Genomic DNA, 23438 nt, shown 5'->3' on the forward strand with positions numbered 1-23438 from the left:
TCCCTATTGGGATTTTTAGCCTTGATTATTCTCTTTTTCTAAAACCGGTTGTTATCGAAACGAAAAAGCGCGTTAATCATCAAAATTCTCTAGGTTCTTTTCCTCCCGACACCCGACACCCGTTTCCCTAACCCTGCCCGCAACATCGATCGATCCCTAGACTATCGAGGATTAAATCACTCACCGCGTTAGCGATCGCGAACTCGCTGTAAAAACTCTCCCGAAAATCGAACGCCTGCATCTCCGTCACGATAGCGATGACGAGGGAACCGAGATCGTTCTCTCCCTCCATTCGTTGGCGGAGATAGATTTGACTGGCGCGTTCCGCGATCGTTTCGTTAATCGCTTCGGGAATAAATTCTTCGTCTAACCAACGGTGTAAACCGGTCTTCAGCCAATCTTTCTCTTGTGACGGATTCTGGATTGGCGGTAAAGTGATAGGGGGGATGGGCGTGGGTTTTTCGCTCATGGTCGCGATCCGGGAGACAGAGAGGCGGAATTCTAGGGAGAGTCGTGGACATCGCATCTATTATACAGGGATACACGCGCGGCTATTTCCTCATGGCCGATGGGCGCGGGGATTTAGCTTGGTATTCCAGTAGAATTCGCGCCTTGATACCGTTAGACGGGCGTTTTCGCTATCCGAAATCCTTAAATCGAGTTTTGAATCAAAATCGCTTTAGCGTCGCCATCAATCGCGATTTTCGCGGGGTTTGCGCCGGGTGCGCCGATCGAGCGACGACCTGGATTTCCGACGACCTGATCGATATATACGATCGCCTGCACCGCGCGGGATGGGCCTATAGTTTCGAGACGTGGGAGGGGGACGAATTAGCCGGGGGAATTCTCGGCATCGCGATTAAAGGCGTTTTTATCGGCGAATCGATGTTCTATCGGATTCCCGACGGTTCTAAGGTCGCGATGGTAAAATTAGTCGAACACCTGCGATCGCGCGGCTTCCTCCTCTTCGACGCGCAGATGCAGAATCCCCACCTAGAAAGATTCGGCGCTTACGAGATCGCGGATAAAGAATACAGTCGGTTATTAGAGCGCGCCCTATCGCGTCCTTGCCAGTTTTTGTAAGGAGTCAGGAGTCAGGAGTCAGGAGTCAGGAGGCAGGAGGCAGGAGGCAGGAGGCAGGAGGCAGGAGGCAATTGGCAAATAGGGAGTTTCCATCTTAATAGCGGTTAATTATTCGAGTTGAATTAGAATATCGAAAAAAGACAATCTGACCGCTGAAAGCTATAAAATCACAGCAAAAATCCCAATAAAATCGCGATAACCGCGCCGATCGCCGTATTGATCCCGTTCACCACCTCGTTCGTCAACCACTGCCAGCGCGATTGTAACGTCGCGCCGATTAAACTCTCGATATTGGTGGCGATAAACGCGGCGAGGATGCAGTAGAGAACGCCGGGGAGATCGATCGAACCGAACCCCCATCCTAACAGGGCGATCGCCATTGCCGCCACGATCCCGGCGATCGTTCCCTCCAGACTCACCGCGCCTTCCGTCCCCCGCGCCACCGGTTTTAAAGTGGTGATTAGATAGGTCGTTTTCCCGTAAGCCTTGCCCACCTCGCTGGCGGTTGTATCCGCTAACTTGGTACTAAAACTCGCCACGTAGCCCAACACCAGTAACCCCGGCCACGGTTCCGGGGTAATTAACGTCAAAAGAGCGCAGATCGTTCCCCCGAAAGCGGAACCCCAGACATTTTCCGGTCCGCGCACGCCCGATCGCTTTTCGGCGATCCCTTCCGCTTCCTTGCGTTCCAAACCGATCTTGGTGACGGTCGAACCGACGAGAAAATAAAAGAGAACGACCGCGTACCCCCGCCATCCCAGCGTTCCCCAGACAATTACCCCCAAAATCCAAGCGTGGAGATAACCCATCGGGGTAAGTAACTTTTTCGGGACGAGGAAGGCGATACCCAAGAGAACGGTATTGAGAAGGACGGCGACAATCCAGGGATTAGCGAGCATAGGTATACCGGGAAAGTGTACCCCCCATTGTATCGGTCGGGCGCGGGGGTCGGGACAGCCTCCGTCGGGAACGGTTACAATGCGAGAAATATTTCTTAACACGCCCTTCCGGTGATGAAAGAATCTCGTCCCTATCAACCTTTTTTACTGCGGGTACTGCACGGATTGACGGGGATCTGCTCGATCGCCGCCCTTCTCACGGCATACTGGACTTACGATACCTACGATAGTCGCTGGTTTACCCTTTCCCTGCCGAAATTTCCAGAGATCGAGGGAATTCACGGGACTTTCGGCTTATATACCCTGATCGTCTTCCCGTTCTTCGCCATTTACGCGTTCCGTCGCGGTTCCCGACGACTGATCCAGAGCGATTCCCTGCAAAAACTAGCGCGACCCGGAAAACCGATTTTCTGGTACAGTCTACACCGATTTGCGAACACGATCGCCCTCTTCGCGCTTGCTTTCGCCATTTATAGCGGTCGGATGATGGATTCGGAATGGCTACCGAAAGGGGAATTACATCACCCCTGGTATTACGCGCATTTGATTTCCTGGGTGATTTTAACGCTCTGTATCCTCTTCCATCTTCTCCTGAGCGCGAAAGTCGGCGGGAAACCGTTATTACTCTCGATGCTACATCGGTACTCGCGCGATCGAGATCGTCCCCGTCTGTGGCCCGGAAAAATCGCCGAATGGTGGTCGAAATTCCGCGCGGAATCGGCGATCGTTTGGCTTCGATCGCTCGACCTGTATAAAATCCTCGAAATGCTGATTCTAACGGCGATTCTCGCCGCCTGGATCGTGCCTCTATTTAAATAAACCTCCCGCGAACCTCGAAAATCTCCCGTATCTGTCAGGAACCGGCCGGTGATTTTCGCGGGAAGAGCGATCGCCCGAAAATTCAAAACCCTTGCAATGGGAACGGCTGTAGGATAATAATGGACGATCGAGATCGCCCGATCATCTGTTCTAGTAGAACTAGGTACATTCCCCACGGCCCGAAAATGACCGATTCTCCCGACCAAAAGCCAGAAATCGCCACTCGGAAAGCGCCCCACACCGATTATCGCGGACTAGAGCGATCGAAAATCACCCCGATGTTCCAGCATTACATCGAGGTCAAGGAAATGAACCCGAACGCGCTTCTCCTCTATCGCGTGGGGGATTTTTTCGAGTGTTTCTTTCAGGACGCGGCGATTATCTCGCGGGAATTAGAATTAATCCTCACCAGCAAGGACGGCGGTAAGGAAATCGGCCGGGTAGCCATGACGGGAGTTCCCCACCACGCGCTAGAACGCTATAGCCGGCAATTGGTCGAAAAAGGCTACGCGGTGGCGATTTGCGATCAGGTGGAAGATGCCGCCGAGGCCGCCGCTGAGAAACGCATGGTCGAACGCGCCATCACCAAACTCCTCACCCCCGGAACCCTCACCGACGAGGGAATGCTGAACGCGAGAAAAAATAACTTTCTCGCCGCGGTCGTGATCGCGGGGGACAATTGGGGACTCGCTTACGCGGACATCTCCACCGGCGAATTCCATACCACCCAAGACCGCCATCTCAACTCGTTAACCGTCGAATTAACCCGTTTACAGCCCTCCGAAGTCCTCGTACCCACCAACGCGCCCGATATAAACCGCCTCCTCCGTCCGGGGGAAAAATCCGACCATTTACCCGACTGTTTACCGGAAAATTTCTGCTATTCCCTGCGCCAACAAACGCCGTTTAGTCTGACCGAAGCGAAAAACCGTCTTTTATTAACGTACCGGGTGCGGTCTTTAGAGGGGATGGGATGTGAGCATTTACCCCTCGCCATCCGGGCCGCGGGGGGACTGTTGGAATATATCGAGGACACGCAAAAAGCCAATCAAGTACCGTTACGTCCGCTCCGCACCTACGCGGTGTCGGAATTCCTCGTTCTCGACGGCCAGACACGCCGAAATCTGGAAATCACGCAAACGGTGAGGGATGGTAGCTTTTACGGGTCGTTGTTGTGGGCGATCGATCGCACCGTCACGGCGATGGGTAGTCGCGCTTTACGGCGTTGGCTATTGCAACCCCTCCTCGATATTAAAGGTATCCACGCGCGCCAGGAAACGATTCAGGAGTTAAAGGATAATACCTCGCTCCGTCAGGATATCCAGCAGAAATTGCGGGAAATCTACGATATGGAACGTCTGAGCGGTCGGGTCGGTGCGGGAACCGCCAACGCGCGGGATTTACTCGCCCTCGCGGAATCTCTCGTCCGTCTCTCCGACCTCGCGGAATTGGCCCGCACGGGAAAATCGCCCTATTTAAAAACCTTACAGAAAGTCCCCGGAGATCTGGAACAGTTGGGACGCAGAGTGATCGAGCATTTAGTGGAAACGCCGCCCCTACATCTGAAAGAGGGGGGAATTATCCGGGACGGTATCGACGCGGGACTCGACGAACAACGCCAGCGCTATAAAGAAGATATGCAATGGCTGACGAATCTAGAGGTCACGGAACGGGAAAAAACGGGAATTTCCAACCTAAAAGTCAGTTTTAATAAAACTTTCGGCTATTACATCAGTTTACCGAGAAGTAAAGCGGATCAGGCCCCGAAAGATTATATCCGGAAACAAACCCTCGTCAACGAGGAACGCTACATCACTCCCGAACTTAAGGAGAAAGAAAGTCGGATTCTGACCGCGGAAGACGAGTTACATCAGTTAGAATACGAGATTTTTACCGATCTACGCTCGCAGATCGCCGAATTCGCCGACGAGATCCGGGAGGTGGCGACGCGGGTGGCGGCTTTGGACGTGTTGGCGGGATTGGCGGAAGTGGCGGTTTATCAGGGGTACTGTCGCCCGGAAATCGTCCCCGGCCGGTTGGTCGAGATTACCGACGGCAGACATCCGGTAGTGGAGAAATCGATCGGATCGCCGTTTTTCGTGCCGAATTCTAGCGATTTAGGCGACGGGGACGGGGTGGAATATCCGGATCTGATTATCCTGACGGGGCCGAATGCCAGCGGGAAAAGTTGTTATCTGCGTCAGGTGGGATTGATTCAACTGTTAGCGCAGACGGGGAGTTTCGTTCCGGCGAGAAGCGCGAGGATGTCGATCTGCGATCGCATTTTCACCCGTGTCGGCGCGGTGGATGACCTCGCGACCGGACAATCGACCTTCATGGTGGAAATGAACGAAACCGCCAATATTCTCAACCACGCTACCGAAAAATCGCTGGTTTTACTGGACGAAATCGGTCGGGGAACGGCGACGTTCGACGGATTATCGATCGCCTGGGCGGTCGCGGAGTATATCGCCACGGAAATCCGCGCCAGAACGATCTTCGCCACGCATTACCACGAGTTAAACGAATTGGCATCTATCTTAAGTAATGTTGCCAATTATCAGGTAACGGTGAAGGAATTACCCCACGAGATCGTTTTCCTGCATCAGGTGCGGCCCGGCGGCGCGGATAAATCCTACGGCATCGAGGCGGGACGGTTAGCCGGTTTACCCGCGTCGGTGATCGATCGCGCGCTTCAGGTGATGGGTCAGATCGAGAAGCATAGTAAGATCGCGATCGGTCTGCGAAAGGGCATCGAGAAGATTAAACCGGTGAAGGAAACGGATCATCGATCGATCCAGCAGTTAGACATTTTCGGGGAACTGGAGACGGAAGGGGAAGAAGCCTAGACGGGTTATCGCGAGCGCTTAAGAGGATTGAAGCCGATTTTCTAACTTTTTAGCGAAAAAAAATCGAGGGTGACGGACCGAATTTACCCTCGATCGAATCTCGCTATCCAACAAAGCCTAGCGGTTAATCTCGCGCTGGATAACGGAACCCACTCCCAACGCGAGGAGGCCGAGAGCGGCCGCGGGTTCGGGAATCGTGACCGGTTCCGTCGGGAAGCCGGGGTTCGGATCGCTACCGTTCGAGAGTTCGGGATTGTCCGGGGTGATATTGTTCGGGGGCAAGGAAACGCCATTCAGATCGGCGGCGAGATCGGGAGCGATCCCCTCGGGCGAGGCGCTCGATGCTTGAAAAGCGTCTACCCCCGGCTCGACTACCGCGCCGGGAGTATTAAAAAGCCCTCCCGAAGTCACGTCGATCGGGAGATCTCCCAGTAAACCCTCGGGATAGTCGCAACCCGTGATCGAGAACATGAGCAGGGAAGCGATCGAGAGTACGAGTGGGTTCTTGAAGGGATATTGGTTAAAATTCGATGTCATGGTGGATAAAATTGCAATAGATCGAGATTTCCCGTAAAAAGTAGCGTTACGGGATAAGGTTTCGTACTAGGGTCAGTATCGAGCCGGCTATCAAATCTCGCGAGCGCTCATCGACCGCGTAACATTGAAGCGATGGTGTAGCGGGGATGTAACGTCAGAGATGGAGACTCGCTAGTGTTTTTGACATTGACAGCGGCAATAGTATTATAAAAAATCGTGAAAAGCTCGGCAACGAAAGTTCATAAAATTTCTCAATTGTTGTCAATTGTTCCTGATAATTCACGGGGGAGGCTCTCGGATTCCGAGGCGGTGAAAGGAACGCTCGATCGCTTCGGTGATCGGCATCACATCCCGCGCCAAAAAACCGAGCGAGAGGCCGGGCCGAACGCTCGATCGATCCCGTAAAATTTTATTAAAATTTTAAGTACGAGTTAACCGGGAAAAATCCCCCATGACGATCGCCCTACCGAAAGAAACCTTTACTCTCGAAGATTTCATCGCCGATCCCCCGGAAGGGAAGGAATGGGTAAACGGGCTATTAGTCGAGAAAATAGGTATGACAGTAAAACACAGCAAGTTCAAGTCTCGAATCTGCCGTTTATGGGGAAATTACGCTGAAGAATCGGGGCAGGGGGGAGAATTTTACGTCGAACTCGCTTGTGTTACCCTCCGGCAAGGTCGCCGGCCGGACGTGTGCTATCTCACTCCCGAATTGGCGGCGGAATATAGCGATCGGGCCACTATCCCGCAAAGTCCGCCGTCGATCGCGGAAATCGTCTCGCCGACGGATTCCGCCGAGGATTTATTCGCCAAAGCGGACGAGTATCTCGCTTCCGGGGGCGAGGAAGTGTGGTTAATTCTCCCGGAAAGTCAGCGGGTTTTTATCGTCACGCGAGAACGAACCCTAGCTTTTCAAGGTCCCGATGAAGTGAGTGCGCGGGTGATATTGCCGGGTTTTCGAGTGTCTTTACGGGATTTATTCGCCTAGAGAGTTCGAGTATTCTTTCTCGCGCTAATTCGGACAGGGCGATCGAAACTCGTGTAAATTGGTAGGATTCGTTCTTGATCGATCGATGTTACATCCTCTCGATCGAATTACTTTCAATCCTAAAATAATGACGGGTAAAGCCTGTATTCGAGGAATGCGAATTCCCGTTTCCCCGATCCTTAACCTAGTCGCGAACGGGAAACCGATCGAGGAAATTTTAGAAGAATATCCCGATCTAGAATTAGTCGATATCCAACAATGTTTGTTGTATGCCGCTCGGTTAGCCGGGGATCGATCGAGGTAATTTTTCCGCTAGAAAAGCTCCCCGATCGCTCCCTAAACTTTTACAGTGAAATCGGCTGTACGCGCGCGTCACATACCAGGGTCATCGTACCCCGATCGATCCGGATCTCGTCGAGAAACAATTGCATTCCTTCCATTAACTCGAAATTGGAAAGATCGAGGAGATGACGCGCCTGTTGTAGTAGTTCGGCGGTGATTTCGGGAGAGAGTTCCGTTTCTTCGCCGTGTTCAACGTCATCGAGACGGATTTTCTGCCGATCTTCGCCGATACGCGGGATAGCGGTCAGGGCGATCGCCCGTTTCTCTCCCGTTTCCGTCCAGAGAATTTCCGCGGCCAGAAAAATTTTATTGCCGTCGAGAAAACGGAATTCTATCTGTCGGTGTTCGAGACGGATGGGTTTTCCCTCTAGGGAGATTTCGGGTAAATCCAGAAGTTTTTTCTGGATATAATCCGATCGGAAGGCGCGGTTAATATCTTCCTCGGTTAGAACTACCCGCGTGGTCGCGCTCGTGGAATCGGTTAATTCTAATTGGCCGAAGGGAATTTTAAACGGATTGACGGCGATCGCTCCCGTTTGCAATTCCATTTTCTCGACCCGTAATTCCTCTTTCATCACTAATCCGGTTCCCTCGATCGAGAGAGATTCCACCTGTCCCTGTAGGATGTGAAGGGGATCGGTATTCACCTCGACGTTGAGATCTTCCACTTCATCGAGTTGGCCGGCGATGCCGACCTCGGCGATTTTACTCAAAGCTACGGCACTTAGATCGCGATCTTGACTCATCTGATTTCTGGATTATCGGGTTCTCGCGGGATTCCCTTTCACCATCGCCCGAAGAAATCCCGCATCACCTCTCTCTCTTGAAAGAGAAACCGATTTTCCTACCCGAAGACGGAAAGATAGCCCGTAATCTTTCCATCGAACGAGCGAATTTCCAACTCTTATCTTTACAGGTGTCGAATATCGAGAGAGAAGGGAAAAAAATCGGCCGTTTCCAAAAGGTGAGGTTGTCGGTAAAAAACGCGAACGGGCGATCGAAGCCGGTTTCTATTCCTTCTAGAGCGCTCGTGTCTCTTAAGCTACTCCGACCTTGGATAGTAGAAAAAACCGAATCTCGGGACAGAGAAGTATGGTTTCGATCGGAAATTATTTCCTTGGCTTTAATCAATTCTTAACTTATTTTATTGCAATGCGTGCTATAATTATGATGAGATTTTTTGGGGCTTAACGCGTTAAAAATACAGTTTATGACAATCTCGAATCGAAGAATTATTCGCTCTCCCCGTTTAGGGACGATCGCCTCGATCGCCCTGTTAGCAACGTCGCTCAACGCCTGCGGGGGAAACAAAACCGAGACCGGGACGGAAACCACCGGGACGGGAACCACCGGGGGAAATCAACCCGCGATGCAGGTTCCTCTAGAAAGCAATGTCTCTCTGACCGGCGCGGGCGCGTCGTTCCCGGCCCCTCTCTATCAAAACTGGTTCGTGCAGTTAAATCAAGAAGTGCCGAAACTGCAAGTAAACTATCAATCCGTCGGTAGCGGTGCCGGCGTGGAGCAATTCACCCAGGGAACCGTGGATTTCGGGGCTTCCGACGTGGCCATGAAGAACGAGGAGATCAAAAAAGTTAAGGACGGCGTGTTAATGCTCCCGATGACCGCCGGCAGTATCGTCCTCGCTTACAACCTGCCCGGCGTGACCGATCTGAAATTGCCTAGAGACGTGTACGTGGGCATTTTTGACGGGTCGATCGCCAAGTGGAACGATCCGAAAATCGCCGCCGCCAATCCTGGGGTTAAATTACCGGATCAACCGATCACCGTGGTACACAGAGCGGACGGGAGCGGTACGACGGGCGTTTTCACCAAACACCTGAGCGCCGTTAGCCCGGAGTGGAAGAAATCGATCGGCGAAGGGAAAACCGTTCAATGGCCGACCAAAGGAAAATTCCTCGGCGGCAAGGGGAATGAAGGCGTGACCGCCGCTATCGGGCAGAATCCGGGGGCGATCGGTTACGTCGAGTACGGCTACGCGAAAAACAATAACATCGCCATGGCCGCGCTGGAAAATAAAGCCGGTAAGTTCGTCGTCCCCGATGACGCGACCGCCGCCGCCACCCTAGAGTCGGTCGAACTTCCCGCCGATCTCCGGGCGTTTATCACCGATCCCGACGGCGATAACGCGTACCCGATCGTCACCTATACCTGGATGCTCGTTCATCCGAAGTACGCGGACAAGAATAAAGCGATCGGCGTAGAGGCGATGATCGAGTACGGACTCAATCAGGGACAGCAACAGGCCGCCGCCCTCGGTTACGTTCCCCTCCCGCTAACCGTCCGTCAGAAAGTCGCCGATGTCGCCGATGACATCAGCCCCGATTACCAGATCAAGGTACAGTAGGGAAGAAACTTTTGTAGCGAAAGTAACATTCTCGATGGGGAAAAACGGGGTTCCCCATCGGTACACAAAACATTCATTTTGTCAAGCCCTAGAGACTGACATTTCATCATGAGCGCGCCTACCTTTTCCCGCGATAGTGCTTTTAAAGAACGTTCAGAGGGAGAAAAAGCCCTAGATAAAGCGTTTATCGGCCTGACTACCGCCTTCGCGGTCGGTATCGGTGTAATTCTCCTGTCGATCGCCCTCGTTGTCCTCTTTCGCTCGATCCCGGCGATCGGGGCTTACGGGTTAGGATTCCTGACCACTAGCGCCTGGAACCCGGTGCAGGGTAGGGAGGAATTCGGGGCATTACCGGTGATTTACGGTACGTTGGTCAGTTCCTTCATCGCCCTGTCGATCGCCGTTCCCCTCGGATTAGGGGCGGCGATTTTTTTGAGCGAGAATTTTATCCCCCTACAGATTCGCACCGTTCTCGTATTTCTGGTCGAACTCCTCGCCGCGATTCCTAGCGTGGTATACGGATTGTGGGGGATTTTCGTGCTGATTCCCCTGATTAACCCGATCGGCAACTGGCTCCACGATACTCTCGGCTGGATTCCCCTCTTTAGTACCCCTCCCTCGGGGCCGGGGATGCTTCCGGCGGGAATCGTCCTCGCGATCATGATCCTGCCGATTATTATCGCCATCTCCCGCGACTCCCTCGCCTCCCTACCGCCGGATCTCCGGCAAGCGTCCCTCGGATTGGGGGCGACGCGTTGGGAAACGATTTTTCGGGTGTTGATTCCCGCCGCGTTCTCGGGAATTGTCGGGGGCATCATGCTGGCGTTAGGTCGGGCGATGGGGGAAACGATGGCCGTGACGATGATTATCGGCAATTCCAATCGGATCAGCCCCTCCGTGCTAGAACCCGCCAACACGATCGCCTCGTTACTGGCGAACCAATTCGCGGAAGCGTCGGGAATGCAGGTATCGGCGCTGATGTACGCGGGGTTGGTGCTGTTAATCCTGACGCTGGTGGTCAACGTTCTGGCACAGGCGATCGTTAATCGAGTGAGAGCGAAGTATTAGTATGGATAGCGCGACTTTAGCGAGAGATCTCCGGAAAAAGCCCGACGATCCCCGATCGATTTTCGGGACGATTATGACCGTACTCGCCGGGCTGTGTTTGGTTTTCACGATCGTCCCCCTATTCGCCGTGTTGGGTTTCGTCATCGTCCGGGGGGCGAGCCGCCTTAATCTCGATTTATTCACCAAATTACCGCCACCACCGGGATTAACGGGGGGAGGATTGGCGAACGCCATTCTCGGGACGATTATCGTCGTCGCGCTCGCCACGTTAATCGCCGTTCCCATCGGTGTCCTCGCCGCCGTGTATCTCTCCGAGTTCAGCGGCAATAACCGACTCGCCGGGGCGGTACGTTTCGCGACCAACGTTCTCGCCGGGGTTCCCTCGATTATCGCGGGGATGTTCGCCTACGGTTTGTTAGTCGCCCCGTTACTCGGGTCTCAAAAAGGTCTGTTGGGCTTTTCGGCGCTCGCGGGCGCGGTGGCGCTGGCGGTGTTGATGTTACCGACCATTATCCGCACCACCGACGAGGCATTACAGATCGTTCCCCAGGATATCCGCTGGGCGGCCTTCGGGGTCGGGGCGTATAACTATCAAGCGGTGCTGAAAATCGTCCTTCCCGCCGCTTTACCGGCGATTTTAACCGGTGTTACTCTCTCGGTCGCCCGGGCCGCCGGAGAAACCGCCCCGCTGATTTTCACGGCGCTGTTCTCGAATTTCTGGCCGAAGGGAGTTACCGAACCGATCGCCACGCTATCGGTGCTGGTCTATAACTACGCGATCGTTCCTTTCAAGGCGCAACAGGAACTCGCCTGGGCGGGATCGTTAATTCTGGTGTTTTTGGTCCTGTTAACCAGCGTGTTAGCGCGACTGGCGACCCGTCGGAAAATGTATTAGGAGAATTCGATCGCCCGGAAACATCGCGGGCTTTTTTCCCGGTTCGATCGACACACTCCCCCTTCTATCATCTCCATCCTCGCCCGTCCAGGGGATAAGAAACCTCTCCCGAAAGCGATAAAATAAGCTCAAACCCAGGAAACAAAGGATATGGATCGTTACACGACCACGGCGAATCGATCGGAAACCGTGTTAAGAGTCGAGAAAGCGGATATTTATTACGGGAATTATCGGGCCGTTCGCGATGTAACGCTCGACATCCCGAAAAACAAAGTAACGGCGTTTATCGGCCCGTCCGGATGCGGGAAAAGCACGATCCTGCGCTGTTTTAATCGACTCAACGACCTGATTAACGGGTTCCGTCTCGACGGGAAAGTATACTATCACGGTCAAGATATCTACAGGCGCGATATCGACCCCGTTCGAGTGCGAAAATACATCGGTATGGTCTTCCAGCGTCCGAACCCGTTCCCGAAATCGATTTACGATAACGTGGTGTACGGGGCGCGAATTAATCACTATAAAGGCGATCTCGATGAGTTGGTAGAAACCTCCCTGCGGCGCGCGGCACTCTGGGACGAGGTGAAAGATAAACTGAAAGAAAGCGGTTTTTCCCTGTCGGGAGGACAACAACAGCGTCTCTGTATCGCGAGGACGATCGCCGCGCGACCGGAAGTATTATTAATGGATGAACCCTGTTCGGCGCTCGATCCCATCTCCACCCTCAAGGTCGAGGAATTGATGCACGAGTTGAAAGAAAGCTACACGATTATTATCGTCACGCACAATATGCAACAGGCGACCCGCGTGGCGGATCTAACGGCCTTTTACAACGCGGAACCGACGGATAAAGGTGGCAAGGTCGGTTATCTCGTAGAATTTGACGAAACACAAAAGATTTTTGGCGACCCCAAAGAGCAAGCGACCCGAGATTACGTCAGGGGTCGTTTCGGTTGAAGCAGGAGTCAGGAGTCAGGAGTCAGGAGTCAGGAGTGGGGAGTAACTTTCTCGAAACTCTCGATTTTTTCTCGAAATTATCTCCTCTCTATCTTGATTTCCCACTCCGAACTCCGAACTCCGAACTCCCCATCCCCACTTAACTTACCTATCCCGAAACCATTATGTACACCCCCGATGTTGTTACCGACGCGGTTTTACGATCGAAGGATCTGAACGTTTACTACGGCTCCCATCTAGCCGTGAGAAACGTGAATCTCGATATTCCCGAGAAGAAGGCGATCGCTTTTATCGGCCCTTCCGGGTGCGGAAAAAGTACGGTTTTACGCTGTTTTAACCGGATGAACGATCTGATAAGAAGCGCGCGGATCGAGGGAAGAGTCACGTTTCGCGGGAAGGATATCTACGGGGCGAATGTCGATCCGGTCGGTTTGCGGAGTCGTATCGGGATGGTGTTCCAGAAACCGAATCCTTTCCCGAAATCGATCTACGAGAATATCGCGTTCGGGGCGCGCTTGAACGGCTACCGGGGGGATATGGATCAATTAGTGGAGGAATCCCTACGGCGGGCGGTTCTCTGGGATGATGTGAAGGATAAGTTAAAACAAAGCGGACTGGCATTATCGGGAGGACAGCAACAGCGTTTGTGTATCGCCCGGGCGATCGCTATCCAACCGGAAGTGGTATTGATGGATGAACCCTGCGCCGCGCTCGATCCGATTTCCACCTTGAAAATCGAGGAGTTAATCCACGAGTTAAAACGACAGTACACGATCGTCATCGTCACCCACAATATGCAACAAGCCTCGCGGGTTTCCGATCTGACGGCGTTTTTTAACGCGGAACCGACCCCGAAAGGCGGGAAAGTGGGCTATCTGGTGGAGTACGATCGCACCGAGAAGATCTTTCAAGATGCCTCCCAAGAAGCGACGCGGGATTACGTGAGCGGTCGTTTCGGCTAGGATCGGGCGATCGAACCCGATCGACGGTCTTTTTGACTCACGCGTCAACGGATTCCACGGGAGTCCAGCGGATCGTGATAATCGTGCAGGCCGCCTCGACGAACCAGCGATGATAGATATTCTCCCCCCAGATGACGAGATCGCCGTGTTTTTCGAGCGTGTAACACTCGGTTCGTCCCTCGGGAAAATTCGCGTCGGGAGAAAATTCCAATCGGAACCGTCCCGACTCGCTCGCGAGGATCGAGATACTGCGTCCGACACTGATCGGTTTGCGCGTTCCCCGATCGTCTCCGGCCGGGTGTATCATCCATTTGACCTGAAGATTACGGGCTAGGGCGTTTTCCGGCATACAGCGTAGAGCGGTTCCGCCCGTCTCGATCGCTTTCGTCCAATCACCGAAGCCGATCAACCATCCCGTACCGTTCGTGTCGAGCGTCCCCGCGTTCGCGAATTCGATATCCACGCTTTTTCCACCGTGTCGCGCGTTTCCCGATCGATCCTATACGGACGGGTCTCGATCGACATCCCCATCGGGTTCGAGGTTCGGGAAATCGATCGACCTTCAACCCGACGACAACGGAATCCCTCGAACAAACTCTACAAAAGAGAGAGCGAAAGCAATATCAACAGAAGTGTCGTTCTGTCAAGGTTTTTTTATAAAGATTTCGAGAGGATTCGGACAATATCCGAGCGATATTTACAATAAATTTATCGATGATGTTTAAGAGGTTTTTAATAAAAATTTTACCCGTTCTTAACCTTCAAAAAAGCTGAAATTTTTTTGGATCAAAAACCGAAACTTCTGCTATAAATTATATCGTGAGAAAAGATTAACAGCTACATTTGTTTAGCCTCTCCCGAAAAAACTATGGTGTTCTCGACGACTACGTTAACTCGCGTCTGTGCCGTTTCCTTCGCCGCTACCGGTGTTCTGGTGGTGACGGGCGCGAACGCGTTCGCCCAATCCATTAACGGGGCCGGCGCGACTTTCCCCGCTCCTTTGTACCAGCGTTATTTCTCCGATTATCAAAAACAGACCGGCGTGACCGTGAATTACAACGCGGTCGGTAGCGGCGCGGGTATCCGTCAGTTCATCGCCGGAACCGTGGACTTCGGGGCTTCCGACGTGGCCCCTTCCGGTTCGGAGAAAGGCCGGATGAAAAACGGTTTGATCCTCGTTCCTACCGCCGGGGGCGCGGTCGCGGTAGTGTACAATCTCCCCGGCGTGAATAACGTTCAACTCACCCGCGACGAACTCGGGAAAATTTTTAGCGGCCAGATCACCAACTGGAACCAAGTCGATCCGAAACTGCCGAACAAACCGATCAAAGTCGTGGTTAGAGCCGACGGTAGCGGTACCACGGAAATCTTCACCTCGGCCCTGAGCGCTCAGAGTCCCACCTTCAAGAGCAAAGTGGGAGCCAGTAAAGAACCGAACTGGGGTTTCACCGTTCTCAAGGGGCCGAAAAATGATGGCGTGGCCGCGCTCGTAAAACAGAACGAGGGAGCGATCGGTTACGTTCAAGATACCTTCGCCCGTAAAAACGAGGGGCCGGCGCTGAGAACGGCGAAAGTGCAGAATAAAGCCGGTAAATACGTCGAACCCAGCCTCGCGGAAGCCAATAACGCCATGAAAGGGATCACCTTCAACCCCGATTTCACGGCGAACGTGGACGATCCGGCTCAAGGATACCCGATCGTCGGGATCACCTGGTTACTGGTGAAAACCGATTACGGCAACCCGAAAAAAGCAACCGAGATTAAAAGATTGCTCAAATGGGTGCTGACCTCCGGACAGGCGATCAACAACCAGCTAGAGTACACCAAGATTCCCTCGGTCGTGACGCAAAGAGCGTTAGCCGCGGTGGAGAAGATCAAGTAAGATTCTAAAGGGGGTTCATCGTTTTCGGACGGTGAACCTCACCGTATGAAAGTAAAGCGTTATGGCGAATATTTCCGAACCTCTCGACTCGGATGACCTATCCCGTGTCGATATTACCGAAAGTCAAGGCGCGTCCGGCCTTTTGAATCAACTATTCACGGGGCTAGTGTGGCTTTGTGCCGCGTCGGGGATCGTTTTCCTGCTGTGGATCGCGAAAGTGGTGTTTCAAGACGCGCGGCCGGCGATCGAACAGTTCGGTCTCGGTTTCTTGTGGGGAACGAACTGGGACGTGAATAAACTAGAATTCGGCGGTTTGCCGTTTATCTACGGTTCGGTGATCTCCTCGCTCCTCGCGCTAGCGATCGCTATCCCCCTCTCCCTCGCGGTCGCGCTAACCACCAGCGAGAATTTTTTACCCGCGAGTATACGCTACCCGATCGGTTTTCTCGTGGAATTAATCGCCTCGATTCCCAGCGTGATCATCGGGTTATGGGGGATTTTCGTACTGATCCCGATCATTAAACCGATTCAAGAATGGTTATTCCAAAATTTTGCCTGGTTTCCCCTCTTTAGCACCCAACCGCTCGGCCCCAGTATGTTGATCGCGGGGGTAATTCTGGCGGTGATGATCGTGCCGACGATCTCCGCCATCAGTCGCGATGTTTTGTTAACCGTTCCCAAAGAATTGCGGAGCGCGTCGATGGCTTTGGGGGCTACCCGTTGGGAAACGATCTGGCGAGTTCTGCTACCGACCGCGAGTTCCGGCATTGTCGGGGCGATTATCCTCGGTTTAGGTCGCGCGCTGGGGGAAACGATGGCGGTCGCGATGGTGATCGGGAACTCGTCGATTATCAGCCCCTCTCTCCTCGCGCCGGGCTATACCATTCCCGCGGTACTGGCGAATACCTTCCCGGAAGCCTTCGAGCAAGTGCATATCGGCGCGTTGATGTATCTGGCGTTAATTCTCTTTCTGATCACGTTAGCCGTGAATAGTATCGCGGCGCTACTGGTGCAGTTTATCAACCGCGGTCGCTAAAAATTTATGAACGACGGATCCTATCTAGCGGAAGACCTACAGAAACCCCTATCCCCGTTTCGGAGTTTTTTTACCAACGGGTTCACGGTATTGGCGATCGCCCTCAGCGCGGTCGCAATCTTACCTCTTTTCGCCATTCTCTTTAAAATCATCGTCGAAGGCTTTCCGGGGCTAAAACCCGAGGTTTTCACCTCCTTACCCGCGCCGATCGGGGTGGAAGACGGAACTCCCAACGGTTTCGCCAACGCGATTATCGGTACGCTCACGATGGTCGGTCTCGCTACCCTCGGAAGCGTTCCCCTCGGTATCCTAACGGGGGTTTTTCTCTCGGAATTCGCCCGAAACTCGAAACTCGGCGCGATTTTGCGTTTCGCCATCGTCGTTCTTAGCAGTACCCCCTCGGTAATCGTCGGGGTTTTCGCCTACGGGGTTTTAGTGATCACCACGAAACAATTCTCCGCGGTGGCCGGCGCGCTGGCGTTGGGGGTGATCATGTTACCGATTATCTCCCTGACCACGGAGGAGTCGCTGAAGTTAATCCCGATGTCCTACCGGCTGGGATCGTCGGCGCTGGGAGGTTCCCGTTTCGATACGGTGTTTCGGATCATTCTACCGGCGGCGATCGCCCCGATCATGACCGGTGTATTACTGGCAGTGGCGCGCGCGGCCGGGGAAACCGCGCCCTTGATGTTCACCGCGTTATTCAGTCAATTCTGGCAACAGGGATTATGGCAACCTACGGCATCGTTGCCGGTTTTAATCTATAACTACGCGAGTTCCCCTTACCCGGAGCAAAACGCCATCGCGTGGACGGCTTCTCTGGTGTTAATCGTGTTGGTGCTAATTACCAGTCTTTTATCCCGTTTCGTCACCAAGAAACGGAAAAGTTAGTTTTTTTACCCGAATTGTTCTCTAGCGATCGATATGGATTCCTCAACTATGCAGACAGCGACCTCTCTATCTACCCCGGCGATCGACGTGGAAAATCTTAGCTTTTTTTACGGTACGAAAAAAGCGCTGGAGGGGGTAAATCTGGAGATCCCCCGGAAACAGGTAACGGCGATGATCGGCCCGTCCGGGTGCGGCAAATCGACGCTCTTAAAAGCGCTCAATCGCATCGGCGAATTAGAGGGACAGGTGACGGTGAAGGGAAAGGTGCGTTTTTTCGGACAGGATATCTACGCGCCGAAAGTGAATTTAAACACGCTCCGGCGACAGGTGGGGATGGTTTTCCAGCGTCCGAACCCGTTTCCCGCCAGTATTTACGATAATATCGCCTACGGGGTGCGAATTTTCCGATCGGTTTCCCGCGCGGAGTTGGACGCGATCGTCGAATCCGCTTTGCAGGGCGCGGCGTTGTGGAACGAGGTTAAGGATGTTTTGAATAAATCCGCGCTGGGACTATCGGGGGGACAACAACAGAGATTGTGTATCGCGAGAGCTTTGGCGATCAAACCGAAGGTATTGTTAATGGATGAACCCTGCTCGGCGCTCGACCCGATCTCGACGTTGAAGGTAGAGGAATTAATCCACGAGTTGAAGGAAAATTACACGATCGTCATCGTCACCCATAATATGCAACAAGCGTCGCGGGTGTCCGATCGAACGGCCTTTTTCAATGCCGATGAAACCCGTGTCGGCCGCCTGATCGAGTGCGATACCACCGAGAAAATTTTCACCGACGCGAGCCAACAACAGACGCGGGATTATGTCGCGGGACGTTTCGGTTAGGGCGATCGTTTTTTGAATGTTTTCGCTTTTCGCCTTACCGTGTTCCGGTTCATTCCTCCAGACGGGTTGCGATGGCGGTGAGACGTTTATCGATTCCGTCCGCTCTCTCGATTAATCGATCTCCCCGCGCATCACCGTCGCGATCGCGGCGCGCGCGTTTTCCTTGAATTCCTTGATATCCACGCGACCCAACAACCACACCGCGACGAGCATTCCCACGGCTTGTAGAAAGAATACGAGGCCGTAGGAGAGCGCGGGGAGAGAAAACATGGCTTTGCCGATATTTAACACCGTACCGCCTAGAACCGTCGCTAATCCCCGCGCGATCGCCTGGGATAAGCCCCACGCGCCGATAAAGGTTCCCGCGGTTTCCGCGGCGGTCAGATCGAGCATCAGACTGGTCGCGCCGGCGGTGATCGTTCCCGACGCTAACCCGAAAAAGAGTAAGCCGGATTTTAATAAACTTTGGTTGGCGGAAAATCCCGCGAAGATTAGCAGGATTAAACAGATAGCGGCGAAGATTAAGCCGAATTTGGTCGCTTTCTGCTTACCGACACGGGGAACGAGGAAAAATCCGGTGCTGGCGATGCCGAAGAGGGTTCCGCTTCCCCAGAAGGCGTTTAATTTGGTCGTTTCCGCGATACACATCCCGAAAACCTCGCCCCCGTAGGGTTCCATCACCGCGTCCTGCATGAACAGGCTGACGGTCATTACCAACAGGAAGGTGAAGAATAAACCGGTCTGACGGCTGGCGGTCAGGACTCCGAGGGCGTGTTTGATCGTGATCTGGTCTTCACGCTCGATTTGGTTCGATCGAAGGCTGAATCGGGAGTATTTTTTCTCGATACCGAACGTGGAGAGGATACAGAGACCGAAAACGATCGCCGGCATCAGGGTAAAGACCGGGTTAATCGTCGCCTGAAGTTTGGCGATATCGGCGACCGGCGCGCTACGGGTGGGGTCGTAGGTGAGAATTTCCGCGCCGCAGATATTCGGGCTATCCAGTAAACGGGAACTGACGATCGCCCCGACAACGATCCCGACCATGAGCATCGACCAGACGATGCCGACTAATTTCGAGCGATTTTCCTCGTCGGACACGTCCACCAGTAACGCGGCGAAGGGGGTGGAACTCGCGCTCAGGGCTAACCCGTAGAGGGCGAAAACCGCGGCCACCGCGGCCGTCCAGGCGTAGGTGACGGGACTCCAGCCGGAGGTTTGAATACTGATTCCCAACTGCCACACGGTTTGGAGGGCGATGAACGCGAGGCCGGTGAATAGAGCGGCACCGATCCAGACATAACCGCTACGATGCCGACCGAATAGGGGTCGCGCGTCGGACATCTGCCCGAACCACACCCGCGCCGGGCTGACGAACTGGTGCATGGCGATCGCCGCCGCGGCCAGAAAGGGGATCACTTTCAACTCGTCGATCATGATCCGGTTGAGAACGCCCAAGGTCAGCAGGGACATGATTCCCAGTCCCATCTGAAAGAGTCCCAGGCGAAACATGGTGAGGAGTTTCAGTTTCGGCAGGGGTTTCTCGGAGAGGTGCGCGGGATTCGGGATGTCGCTAGTAGCCATCGGAAAATTATCGGGAAAAACGCCAGTAATTATTTACTGTAACGCGGAAGGGGAAAGCGATCGCCCGGCGTTTCGAGATCGGAGTCGGATATCTTCGATCGATTGTGGACTCTCGATCGTTCGATGTTTCTAACGGATAAATGTTTATCTGTCAACCCTCTAGGAATAGATATTCTGCCATTCGCCGAACTTGGGAAACGGTAGTTCGATCGCCGTGAACGCGCTTCGGGCGATCGGGAAAATTCTTAAAGAGGTCGCGTAACTTATTTCGTTTACGGCTCCGGTACTTGCAGATCGCGACAGATTTTACGGGCGAGAAAGTCATCGATCTCGCGATGGCGGGGAATGGTTGAAGATTTTAGAGCGGTACGGTTTATATAGAGGGTATGATTCCCACCTTCTCGTAAAAGCTCACAACCGTTGGCTTCGAGGTGACGGAGCAAATCCCTACGCTTCAAACTACTGAGAAAACCACGGATTCCCGAATCACGTCCTGTCCTCGGATCTGCTCTTCCGCTAATAATCGATTCGCTTCCAATACTAAGGCGATCGCTTCCTCTAAATTTTCTCTAGTCTCTTCTAAAGTATTCCCTTGGGTGTTGGCTCCAGGTAATTCTTCGACAAAGCCGATATAACCTTCGGGGACTTTCTGGAAAACCTTCGTTATTTGAATTTGCATAATTTTCCTCAATGTTTTTAGACGATTATACTGAAAATTCGTTAGAGGGCAACCCGGCGATCGATCGAAAATTCTGACTCCGGAGGCGAGTTATCCCGCGCTTACCTCGCGAATAACCGCACCTGGATTCAGATCGAGGGTATCGGGTTGTAGATATAGCTCGATCACTTCCCGTATATTATCTAGCGCTTCCTCCTCGGTTATCCCCGCGGAAGTACAGCCGGGTAATTCCGGACACCAAACAGCCCGATCTCCCGTTTCGGGATCGGGTTCAAGAACGACTCGCCATTTCATAACTTTTTCGATCGATACAGTATCTAGCAATATAGCAAATTTTTTTCTACCGTCGATCGATCCTCGGAAACGGTACGGCGATCGAGTGCTAAAATTCTCGGGATGGCGTGTTACACTCGCGCTCCCCGCGATCGATCGATTTCCCGATCGATAAGTCTAAATTTATCCCGTTGCGGAATCTCATCAAGTTGAGTATAATCAGGTATGTATTTAAACGAAATTGTCAGTCGAGGTCGTATTTATGGCAATTAAAAAATTAATCGAAACTGAACTTGACAATTTGACAGAAGAACAACTAACCGAAGTTTATAAGGTTATCAAACAGCTACACGACGAGCGAGAAGATTCCCCCCGTCCGAGTTTAATGGCTCAATTACGGCAAATAGAAATTGACGCGTCTCCAGAATTTTCGATCGAGATCGCCAAGGAATTAGGAAGAGACATCGATGAGTGACAAAGTTTTTATCGATACTTTATTTTTGGTAGCTTTGATTAATAAACAAGATCGATATCATCAAAAAGCTTTAGAGTTAGCCGATCGAACCGAGAATTGCACTTATTTTTGCACGAATATTATCTTGTTTGAAGTGGGCAACGCTTTATCCAAAAACTATCGAGAACAAGCGATACAGTTAATTCATTGTCTGCTCGGTTCCGATCGGGTTGAAATGGTTAATCTAACGCCCGAGTTATTCGATCGAGCCGTCAATTTTTACCGACAGCATCAAGATAAAGAATGGGGGCTAGTAGATTGTCTTTCTTTCGTGGTGATGAGGCAATACCAGATCGATCGAGCCTTAACTTTCGATAAACATTTCACCCAAGCCGGCTTTCAAGCTTGGATGAGATAATCGGGTCGATTCGAGCGGAAAAGTTATTTCGATCGATCTCACCACTCATTTTCATCTACCTGCCGACATTCGACGGCGATCGCTCTCCGCATTTCTTCGGCTTCCGTGTCACTTAAAATTCCCGCGAATTTCGCGAGCGGATGGTTTGCGCGGGTCGCTTTCAGCCGATGTAAAAAATCTAGTACGGTTGGTACTAGCTCGTCGGGAGTCTGTTCGAGTTCTCGCATTAATTGCTGGCGATCGGTCATGTTTTTCAGATTTCCTCAGCGAGATTCTATAGTTCTAGTATAACTCGATCTAGTTTTTTCTTTTCGGGTTTAAAGAGCGATCGACTCGATCGATCCTCGGAAACGGTACGGCGATCGATCGATAAAATTCTTGAGGTGGCGCGTTACACTCGCAAACCACGCGGGCGCTAGATTTCTCGATCGATGAGTTTAAATCTATTTGGTTGCGGATCTCACAAATTTGGTATGATAGGGTGTGTATTTAGATCGAATTAATAGTCGAGATCGTCTTTATGGTAATTAAACAATGAACGACGAAGAAATTATAAAAAAATGTGAGCAAGACATAGATTTTGCTTTTAGCTCTAACAAGCTTAAACAAATTGGCTATACACAAGCGATATGGACATTGCTTGCGGTAACAGAAGATTATTATTATCATTATACACATATAAAAGCACTATCAAGCAAAGAAATTCCAGCTTTTACTGATAGTTTAATAAACTGGATTTCGCATCCATTAAGAATCTGTTTAAAGGAATCGGATCAAAGTTGTTTAAAGCTTACTAAAAAACTAATTCATGAACATTACGGACTCGCTCATGAATGGATAAAGCAGTCAAAACATTACTGGAATTATTGTATAATATTTCCATTATGGCATAGAGGCAAGATTGATTTATCAGTATCTGGTGATAAATTAATTATAAATAATTTTAGTAATTTTACTGAATTAAAGCCAGAATATGAAGCTTATAATAGATTAACTAAAAACAAAAATAGAGAATCAGTATTTATAGATTCAATAAAAGAAGAGGTTGTTAAAAACACTAAATTCAACATCACAAAAAAAATGTTCGATATTGATTTTAATACTAATTTCAGTTCGACTATGATTTTTTTCTGGAAAGAGATTTTTTTGAGCGAGTATCATTTGCCAGATGAATGGAAATTTTCTGATTTTACAATCTCACAATTCAAGGCGGTAATAGTGACTATACAAGCACTTTCATATGCTTGGTATATTGCTAAAATTGAACTCGCTCAAATGACTGTAGACTGGGGGTATCAATCTTCTGTTTGGGTAATACAAAAACAAAAATTAGTAAACCTTATTACTAAATATAGCGGTCAGCCGAGAAATATTGTTCAGAAAATTTTTGAAAAAGTTACTTTTGGGAATTTTGGAATTCGTTGTCCCGATATCGCCATACAACCACTGATAGATTTAAAAAATAATAACTATGCGATCTCACCCTTTATTTGGCTAAATATAGATCCAGAAAGAAATTTATGTGTTTTATTTAATCAAATACAATCAGAGAAAGAAATTTATTTACAGCCTTTCTCAGATAGATGAGGTACAGTAGCAACAGTGTGCGAACCAATT

General features: G+C 51.6%; 27 protein-coding genes. 17 read left to right on the forward strand and 10 right to left on the reverse strand.

Features of this window, described 5'->3' with window-relative positions:
- Positions 1 to 127: 127 nt before the first annotated feature.
- On the reverse strand, positions 128 to 469 hold the full coding sequence (locus V0288_RS16800) for a hypothetical protein (protein ID WP_332866291.1): 342 nt from the start codon (positions 467 to 469) through the stop codon (positions 128 to 130).
- A 44-nt stretch (positions 470 to 513) separates the two neighbouring features.
- Here V0288_RS16800 and aat point away from each other — a divergent pair, with 44 nt between their 5' ends.
- Entirely contained in the window at positions 514 to 1083 is a 570-nt protein-coding gene (aat, locus tag V0288_RS16805; protein WP_332866292.1) for a leucyl/phenylalanyl-tRNA--protein transferase, read from the forward strand.
- 167 nt (positions 1084 to 1250) lie between these two features.
- Here aat and V0288_RS16810 read toward each other — a convergent pair whose 3' ends face one another.
- Positions 1251 to 1982: a TIGR00297 family protein gene (locus tag V0288_RS16810; RefSeq protein WP_332866293.1), complete on the reverse strand. Its 732-nt coding sequence runs from the start codon at positions 1980 to 1982 to the stop codon at positions 1251 to 1253.
- Between the two features lie 114 nt (positions 1983 to 2096).
- Here V0288_RS16810 and V0288_RS16815 point away from each other — a divergent pair, with 114 nt between their 5' ends.
- Both V0288_RS16815 and mutS read left to right on the forward strand, forming a co-directional pair.
- The gene (locus V0288_RS16815) at positions 2097 to 2801 is read left to right on the forward strand and encodes a cytochrome b/b6 domain-containing protein (protein WP_332866294.1); all 705 of its coding nucleotides are present in this window, start codon (positions 2097 to 2099) and stop codon (positions 2799 to 2801) included.
- Between the two features lie 185 nt (positions 2802 to 2986).
- A complete protein-coding gene (mutS, locus tag V0288_RS16820) occupies positions 2987 to 5650 on the forward strand; it encodes a DNA mismatch repair protein MutS (protein WP_332866295.1) in 2664 nt (887 codons plus the stop codon).
- Between the two features lie 117 nt (positions 5651 to 5767).
- On the opposite strand, the gene V0288_RS16825 is transcribed toward mutS, so the two are convergent.
- Positions 5768 to 6187 carry a hypothetical protein gene (locus tag V0288_RS16825; RefSeq protein ID WP_332866296.1) on the reverse strand — a complete coding sequence of 140 codons (420 nt, stop codon included), beginning with the start codon at positions 6185 to 6187 and terminating at the stop codon, positions 5768 to 5770.
- Positions 6188 to 6638: 451 nt separating this feature from the next.
- On the opposite strand from V0288_RS16825, the gene V0288_RS16830 reads away from it, so the two are divergent.
- Positions 6639 to 7175, forward strand: coding sequence for a Uma2 family endonuclease (locus V0288_RS16830; RefSeq protein ID WP_332866297.1), 537 nt, complete (start codon positions 6639 to 6641; stop codon positions 7173 to 7175).
- An 85-nt stretch (positions 7176 to 7260) separates the two neighbouring features.
- Positions 7261 to 7479, forward strand: a complete 219-nt coding sequence (locus V0288_RS16835; protein ID WP_332866298.1) for a DUF433 domain-containing protein — start codon at positions 7261 to 7263, stop codon at positions 7477 to 7479.
- Positions 7480 to 7519: 40 nt separating this feature from the next.
- On the opposite strand, the gene V0288_RS16840 is transcribed toward V0288_RS16835, so the two are convergent.
- A complete protein-coding gene (locus tag V0288_RS16840) occupies positions 7520 to 8263 on the reverse strand; it encodes an LmeA family phospholipid-binding protein (RefSeq protein WP_332866299.1) in 744 nt (247 codons plus the stop codon).
- 464 nt (positions 8264 to 8727) lie between these two features.
- Between V0288_RS16840 and pstS (V0288_RS16845) the strand changes: the two genes are divergently transcribed.
- From pstS (V0288_RS16845) to pstB (V0288_RS16865), 5 genes are all read left to right on the forward strand, one after another.
- Positions 8728 to 9882, forward strand: a complete 1155-nt coding sequence (pstS, locus tag V0288_RS16845; protein WP_332866301.1) for a phosphate ABC transporter substrate-binding protein PstS — start codon at positions 8728 to 8730, stop codon at positions 9880 to 9882.
- Positions 9883 to 9990: 108 nt separating this feature from the next.
- Positions 9991 to 10950: a phosphate ABC transporter permease subunit PstC gene (gene pstC, locus V0288_RS16850; RefSeq protein WP_332866302.1), complete on the forward strand. Its 960-nt coding sequence runs from the start codon at positions 9991 to 9993 to the stop codon at positions 10948 to 10950.
- Between the two features lies 1 nt (position 10951).
- A complete protein-coding gene (pstA, locus tag V0288_RS16855) occupies positions 10952 to 11845 on the forward strand; it encodes a phosphate ABC transporter permease PstA (RefSeq protein WP_332866303.1) in 894 nt (297 codons plus the stop codon).
- A 150-nt stretch (positions 11846 to 11995) separates the two neighbouring features.
- Positions 11996 to 12802 carry a phosphate ABC transporter ATP-binding protein PstB gene (gene pstB / locus V0288_RS16860; protein WP_332866304.1) on the forward strand — a complete coding sequence of 269 codons (807 nt, stop codon included), beginning with the start codon at positions 11996 to 11998 and terminating at the stop codon, positions 12800 to 12802.
- A 164-nt stretch (positions 12803 to 12966) separates the two neighbouring features.
- Complete coding sequence (gene pstB, locus V0288_RS16865; protein ID WP_332866305.1) at positions 12967 to 13764, forward strand: phosphate ABC transporter ATP-binding protein PstB; 798 nt, start codon at positions 12967 to 12969, stop codon at positions 13762 to 13764.
- 37 nt (positions 13765 to 13801) lie between these two features.
- Here the strand turns inward: pstB (V0288_RS16865) and V0288_RS16870 are convergent, their stop codons facing one another.
- Positions 13802 to 14227, reverse strand: coding sequence for a hypothetical protein (locus tag V0288_RS16870; RefSeq protein ID WP_332866306.1), 426 nt, complete (start codon positions 14225 to 14227; stop codon positions 13802 to 13804).
- 405 nt (positions 14228 to 14632) lie between these two features.
- Between V0288_RS16870 and pstS (V0288_RS16875) the strand changes: the two genes are divergently transcribed.
- From pstS (V0288_RS16875) to pstB (V0288_RS16890), 4 genes are all read left to right on the forward strand, one after another.
- Positions 14633 to 15646 carry a phosphate ABC transporter substrate-binding protein PstS gene (gene pstS, locus V0288_RS16875; RefSeq protein WP_332866307.1) on the forward strand — a complete coding sequence of 338 codons (1014 nt, stop codon included), beginning with the start codon at positions 14633 to 14635 and terminating at the stop codon, positions 15644 to 15646.
- A gap of 61 nt (positions 15647 to 15707) precedes the next feature.
- Complete coding sequence (gene pstC, locus V0288_RS16880; RefSeq protein WP_332866308.1) at positions 15708 to 16682, forward strand: phosphate ABC transporter permease subunit PstC; 975 nt, start codon at positions 15708 to 15710, stop codon at positions 16680 to 16682.
- A 6-nt stretch (positions 16683 to 16688) separates the two neighbouring features.
- Positions 16689 to 17573 (forward strand): phosphate ABC transporter permease PstA, encoded by an 885-nt coding sequence (gene pstA / locus V0288_RS16885; protein WP_332866309.1) that lies wholly within the window; start codon positions 16689 to 16691, stop codon positions 17571 to 17573.
- 48 nt (positions 17574 to 17621) lie between these two features.
- Positions 17622 to 18413 carry a phosphate ABC transporter ATP-binding protein PstB gene (gene pstB, locus V0288_RS16890; protein ID WP_332866310.1) on the forward strand — a complete coding sequence of 264 codons (792 nt, stop codon included), beginning with the start codon at positions 17622 to 17624 and terminating at the stop codon, positions 18411 to 18413.
- A 111-nt stretch (positions 18414 to 18524) separates the two neighbouring features.
- Here pstB (V0288_RS16890) and V0288_RS16895 read toward each other — a convergent pair whose 3' ends face one another.
- From V0288_RS16895 to V0288_RS16910, 4 genes are all read right to left on the reverse strand, one after another.
- The gene (locus V0288_RS16895; protein WP_332866311.1) at positions 18525 to 19997 is read right to left on the reverse strand and encodes a BCD family MFS transporter; all 1473 of its coding nucleotides are present in this window, start codon (positions 19995 to 19997) and stop codon (positions 18525 to 18527) included.
- Positions 19998 to 20269: 272 nt separating this feature from the next.
- Positions 20270 to 20455 carry a type II toxin-antitoxin system HicA family toxin gene (locus V0288_RS16900; RefSeq protein ID WP_332866312.1) on the reverse strand — a complete coding sequence of 62 codons (186 nt, stop codon included), beginning with the start codon at positions 20453 to 20455 and terminating at the stop codon, positions 20270 to 20272.
- Positions 20452 to 20676, reverse strand: a complete 225-nt coding sequence (locus V0288_RS16905; RefSeq protein WP_332866313.1) for a type II toxin-antitoxin system HicB family antitoxin — start codon at positions 20674 to 20676, stop codon at positions 20452 to 20454. Before V0288_RS16905 ends, V0288_RS16900 begins: the two co-directional genes overlap by 4 nt.
- A gap of 90 nt (positions 20677 to 20766) precedes the next feature.
- A complete protein-coding gene (locus V0288_RS16910; protein ID WP_332866314.1) occupies positions 20767 to 20970 on the reverse strand; it encodes a type II toxin-antitoxin system HicB family antitoxin in 204 nt (67 codons plus the stop codon).
- Between the two features lie 241 nt (positions 20971 to 21211).
- Between V0288_RS16910 and V0288_RS16915 the strand changes: the two genes are divergently transcribed.
- Complete coding sequence (locus V0288_RS16915; RefSeq protein WP_332866315.1) at positions 21212 to 21424, forward strand: hypothetical protein; 213 nt, start codon at positions 21212 to 21214, stop codon at positions 21422 to 21424.
- A complete protein-coding gene (locus V0288_RS16920) occupies positions 21417 to 21821 on the forward strand; it encodes a type II toxin-antitoxin system VapC family toxin (RefSeq protein ID WP_332866316.1) in 405 nt (134 codons plus the stop codon). The genes V0288_RS16915 and V0288_RS16920 overlap by 8 nt, the downstream gene beginning before the upstream one ends.
- A 38-nt stretch (positions 21822 to 21859) precedes the next feature.
- On the opposite strand, the gene V0288_RS16925 is transcribed toward V0288_RS16920, so the two are convergent.
- Positions 21860 to 22069 carry a hypothetical protein gene (locus tag V0288_RS16925; RefSeq protein WP_332866317.1) on the reverse strand — a complete coding sequence of 70 codons (210 nt, stop codon included), beginning with the start codon at positions 22067 to 22069 and terminating at the stop codon, positions 21860 to 21862.
- Between the two features lie 286 nt (positions 22070 to 22355).
- Here V0288_RS16925 and V0288_RS16930 point away from each other — a divergent pair, with 286 nt between their 5' ends.
- Positions 22356 to 23408 carry a hypothetical protein gene (locus tag V0288_RS16930; protein WP_332866318.1) on the forward strand — a complete coding sequence of 351 codons (1053 nt, stop codon included), beginning with the start codon at positions 22356 to 22358 and terminating at the stop codon, positions 23406 to 23408.
- Positions 23409 to 23438: the final 30 nt, after the last annotated feature.

This window comes from Pannus brasiliensis CCIBt3594 (assembly GCF_036688125.1).
Classification (GTDB): domain Bacteria; phylum Cyanobacteriota; class Cyanobacteriia; order Cyanobacteriales; family Microcystaceae; genus Pannus; species Pannus brasiliensis.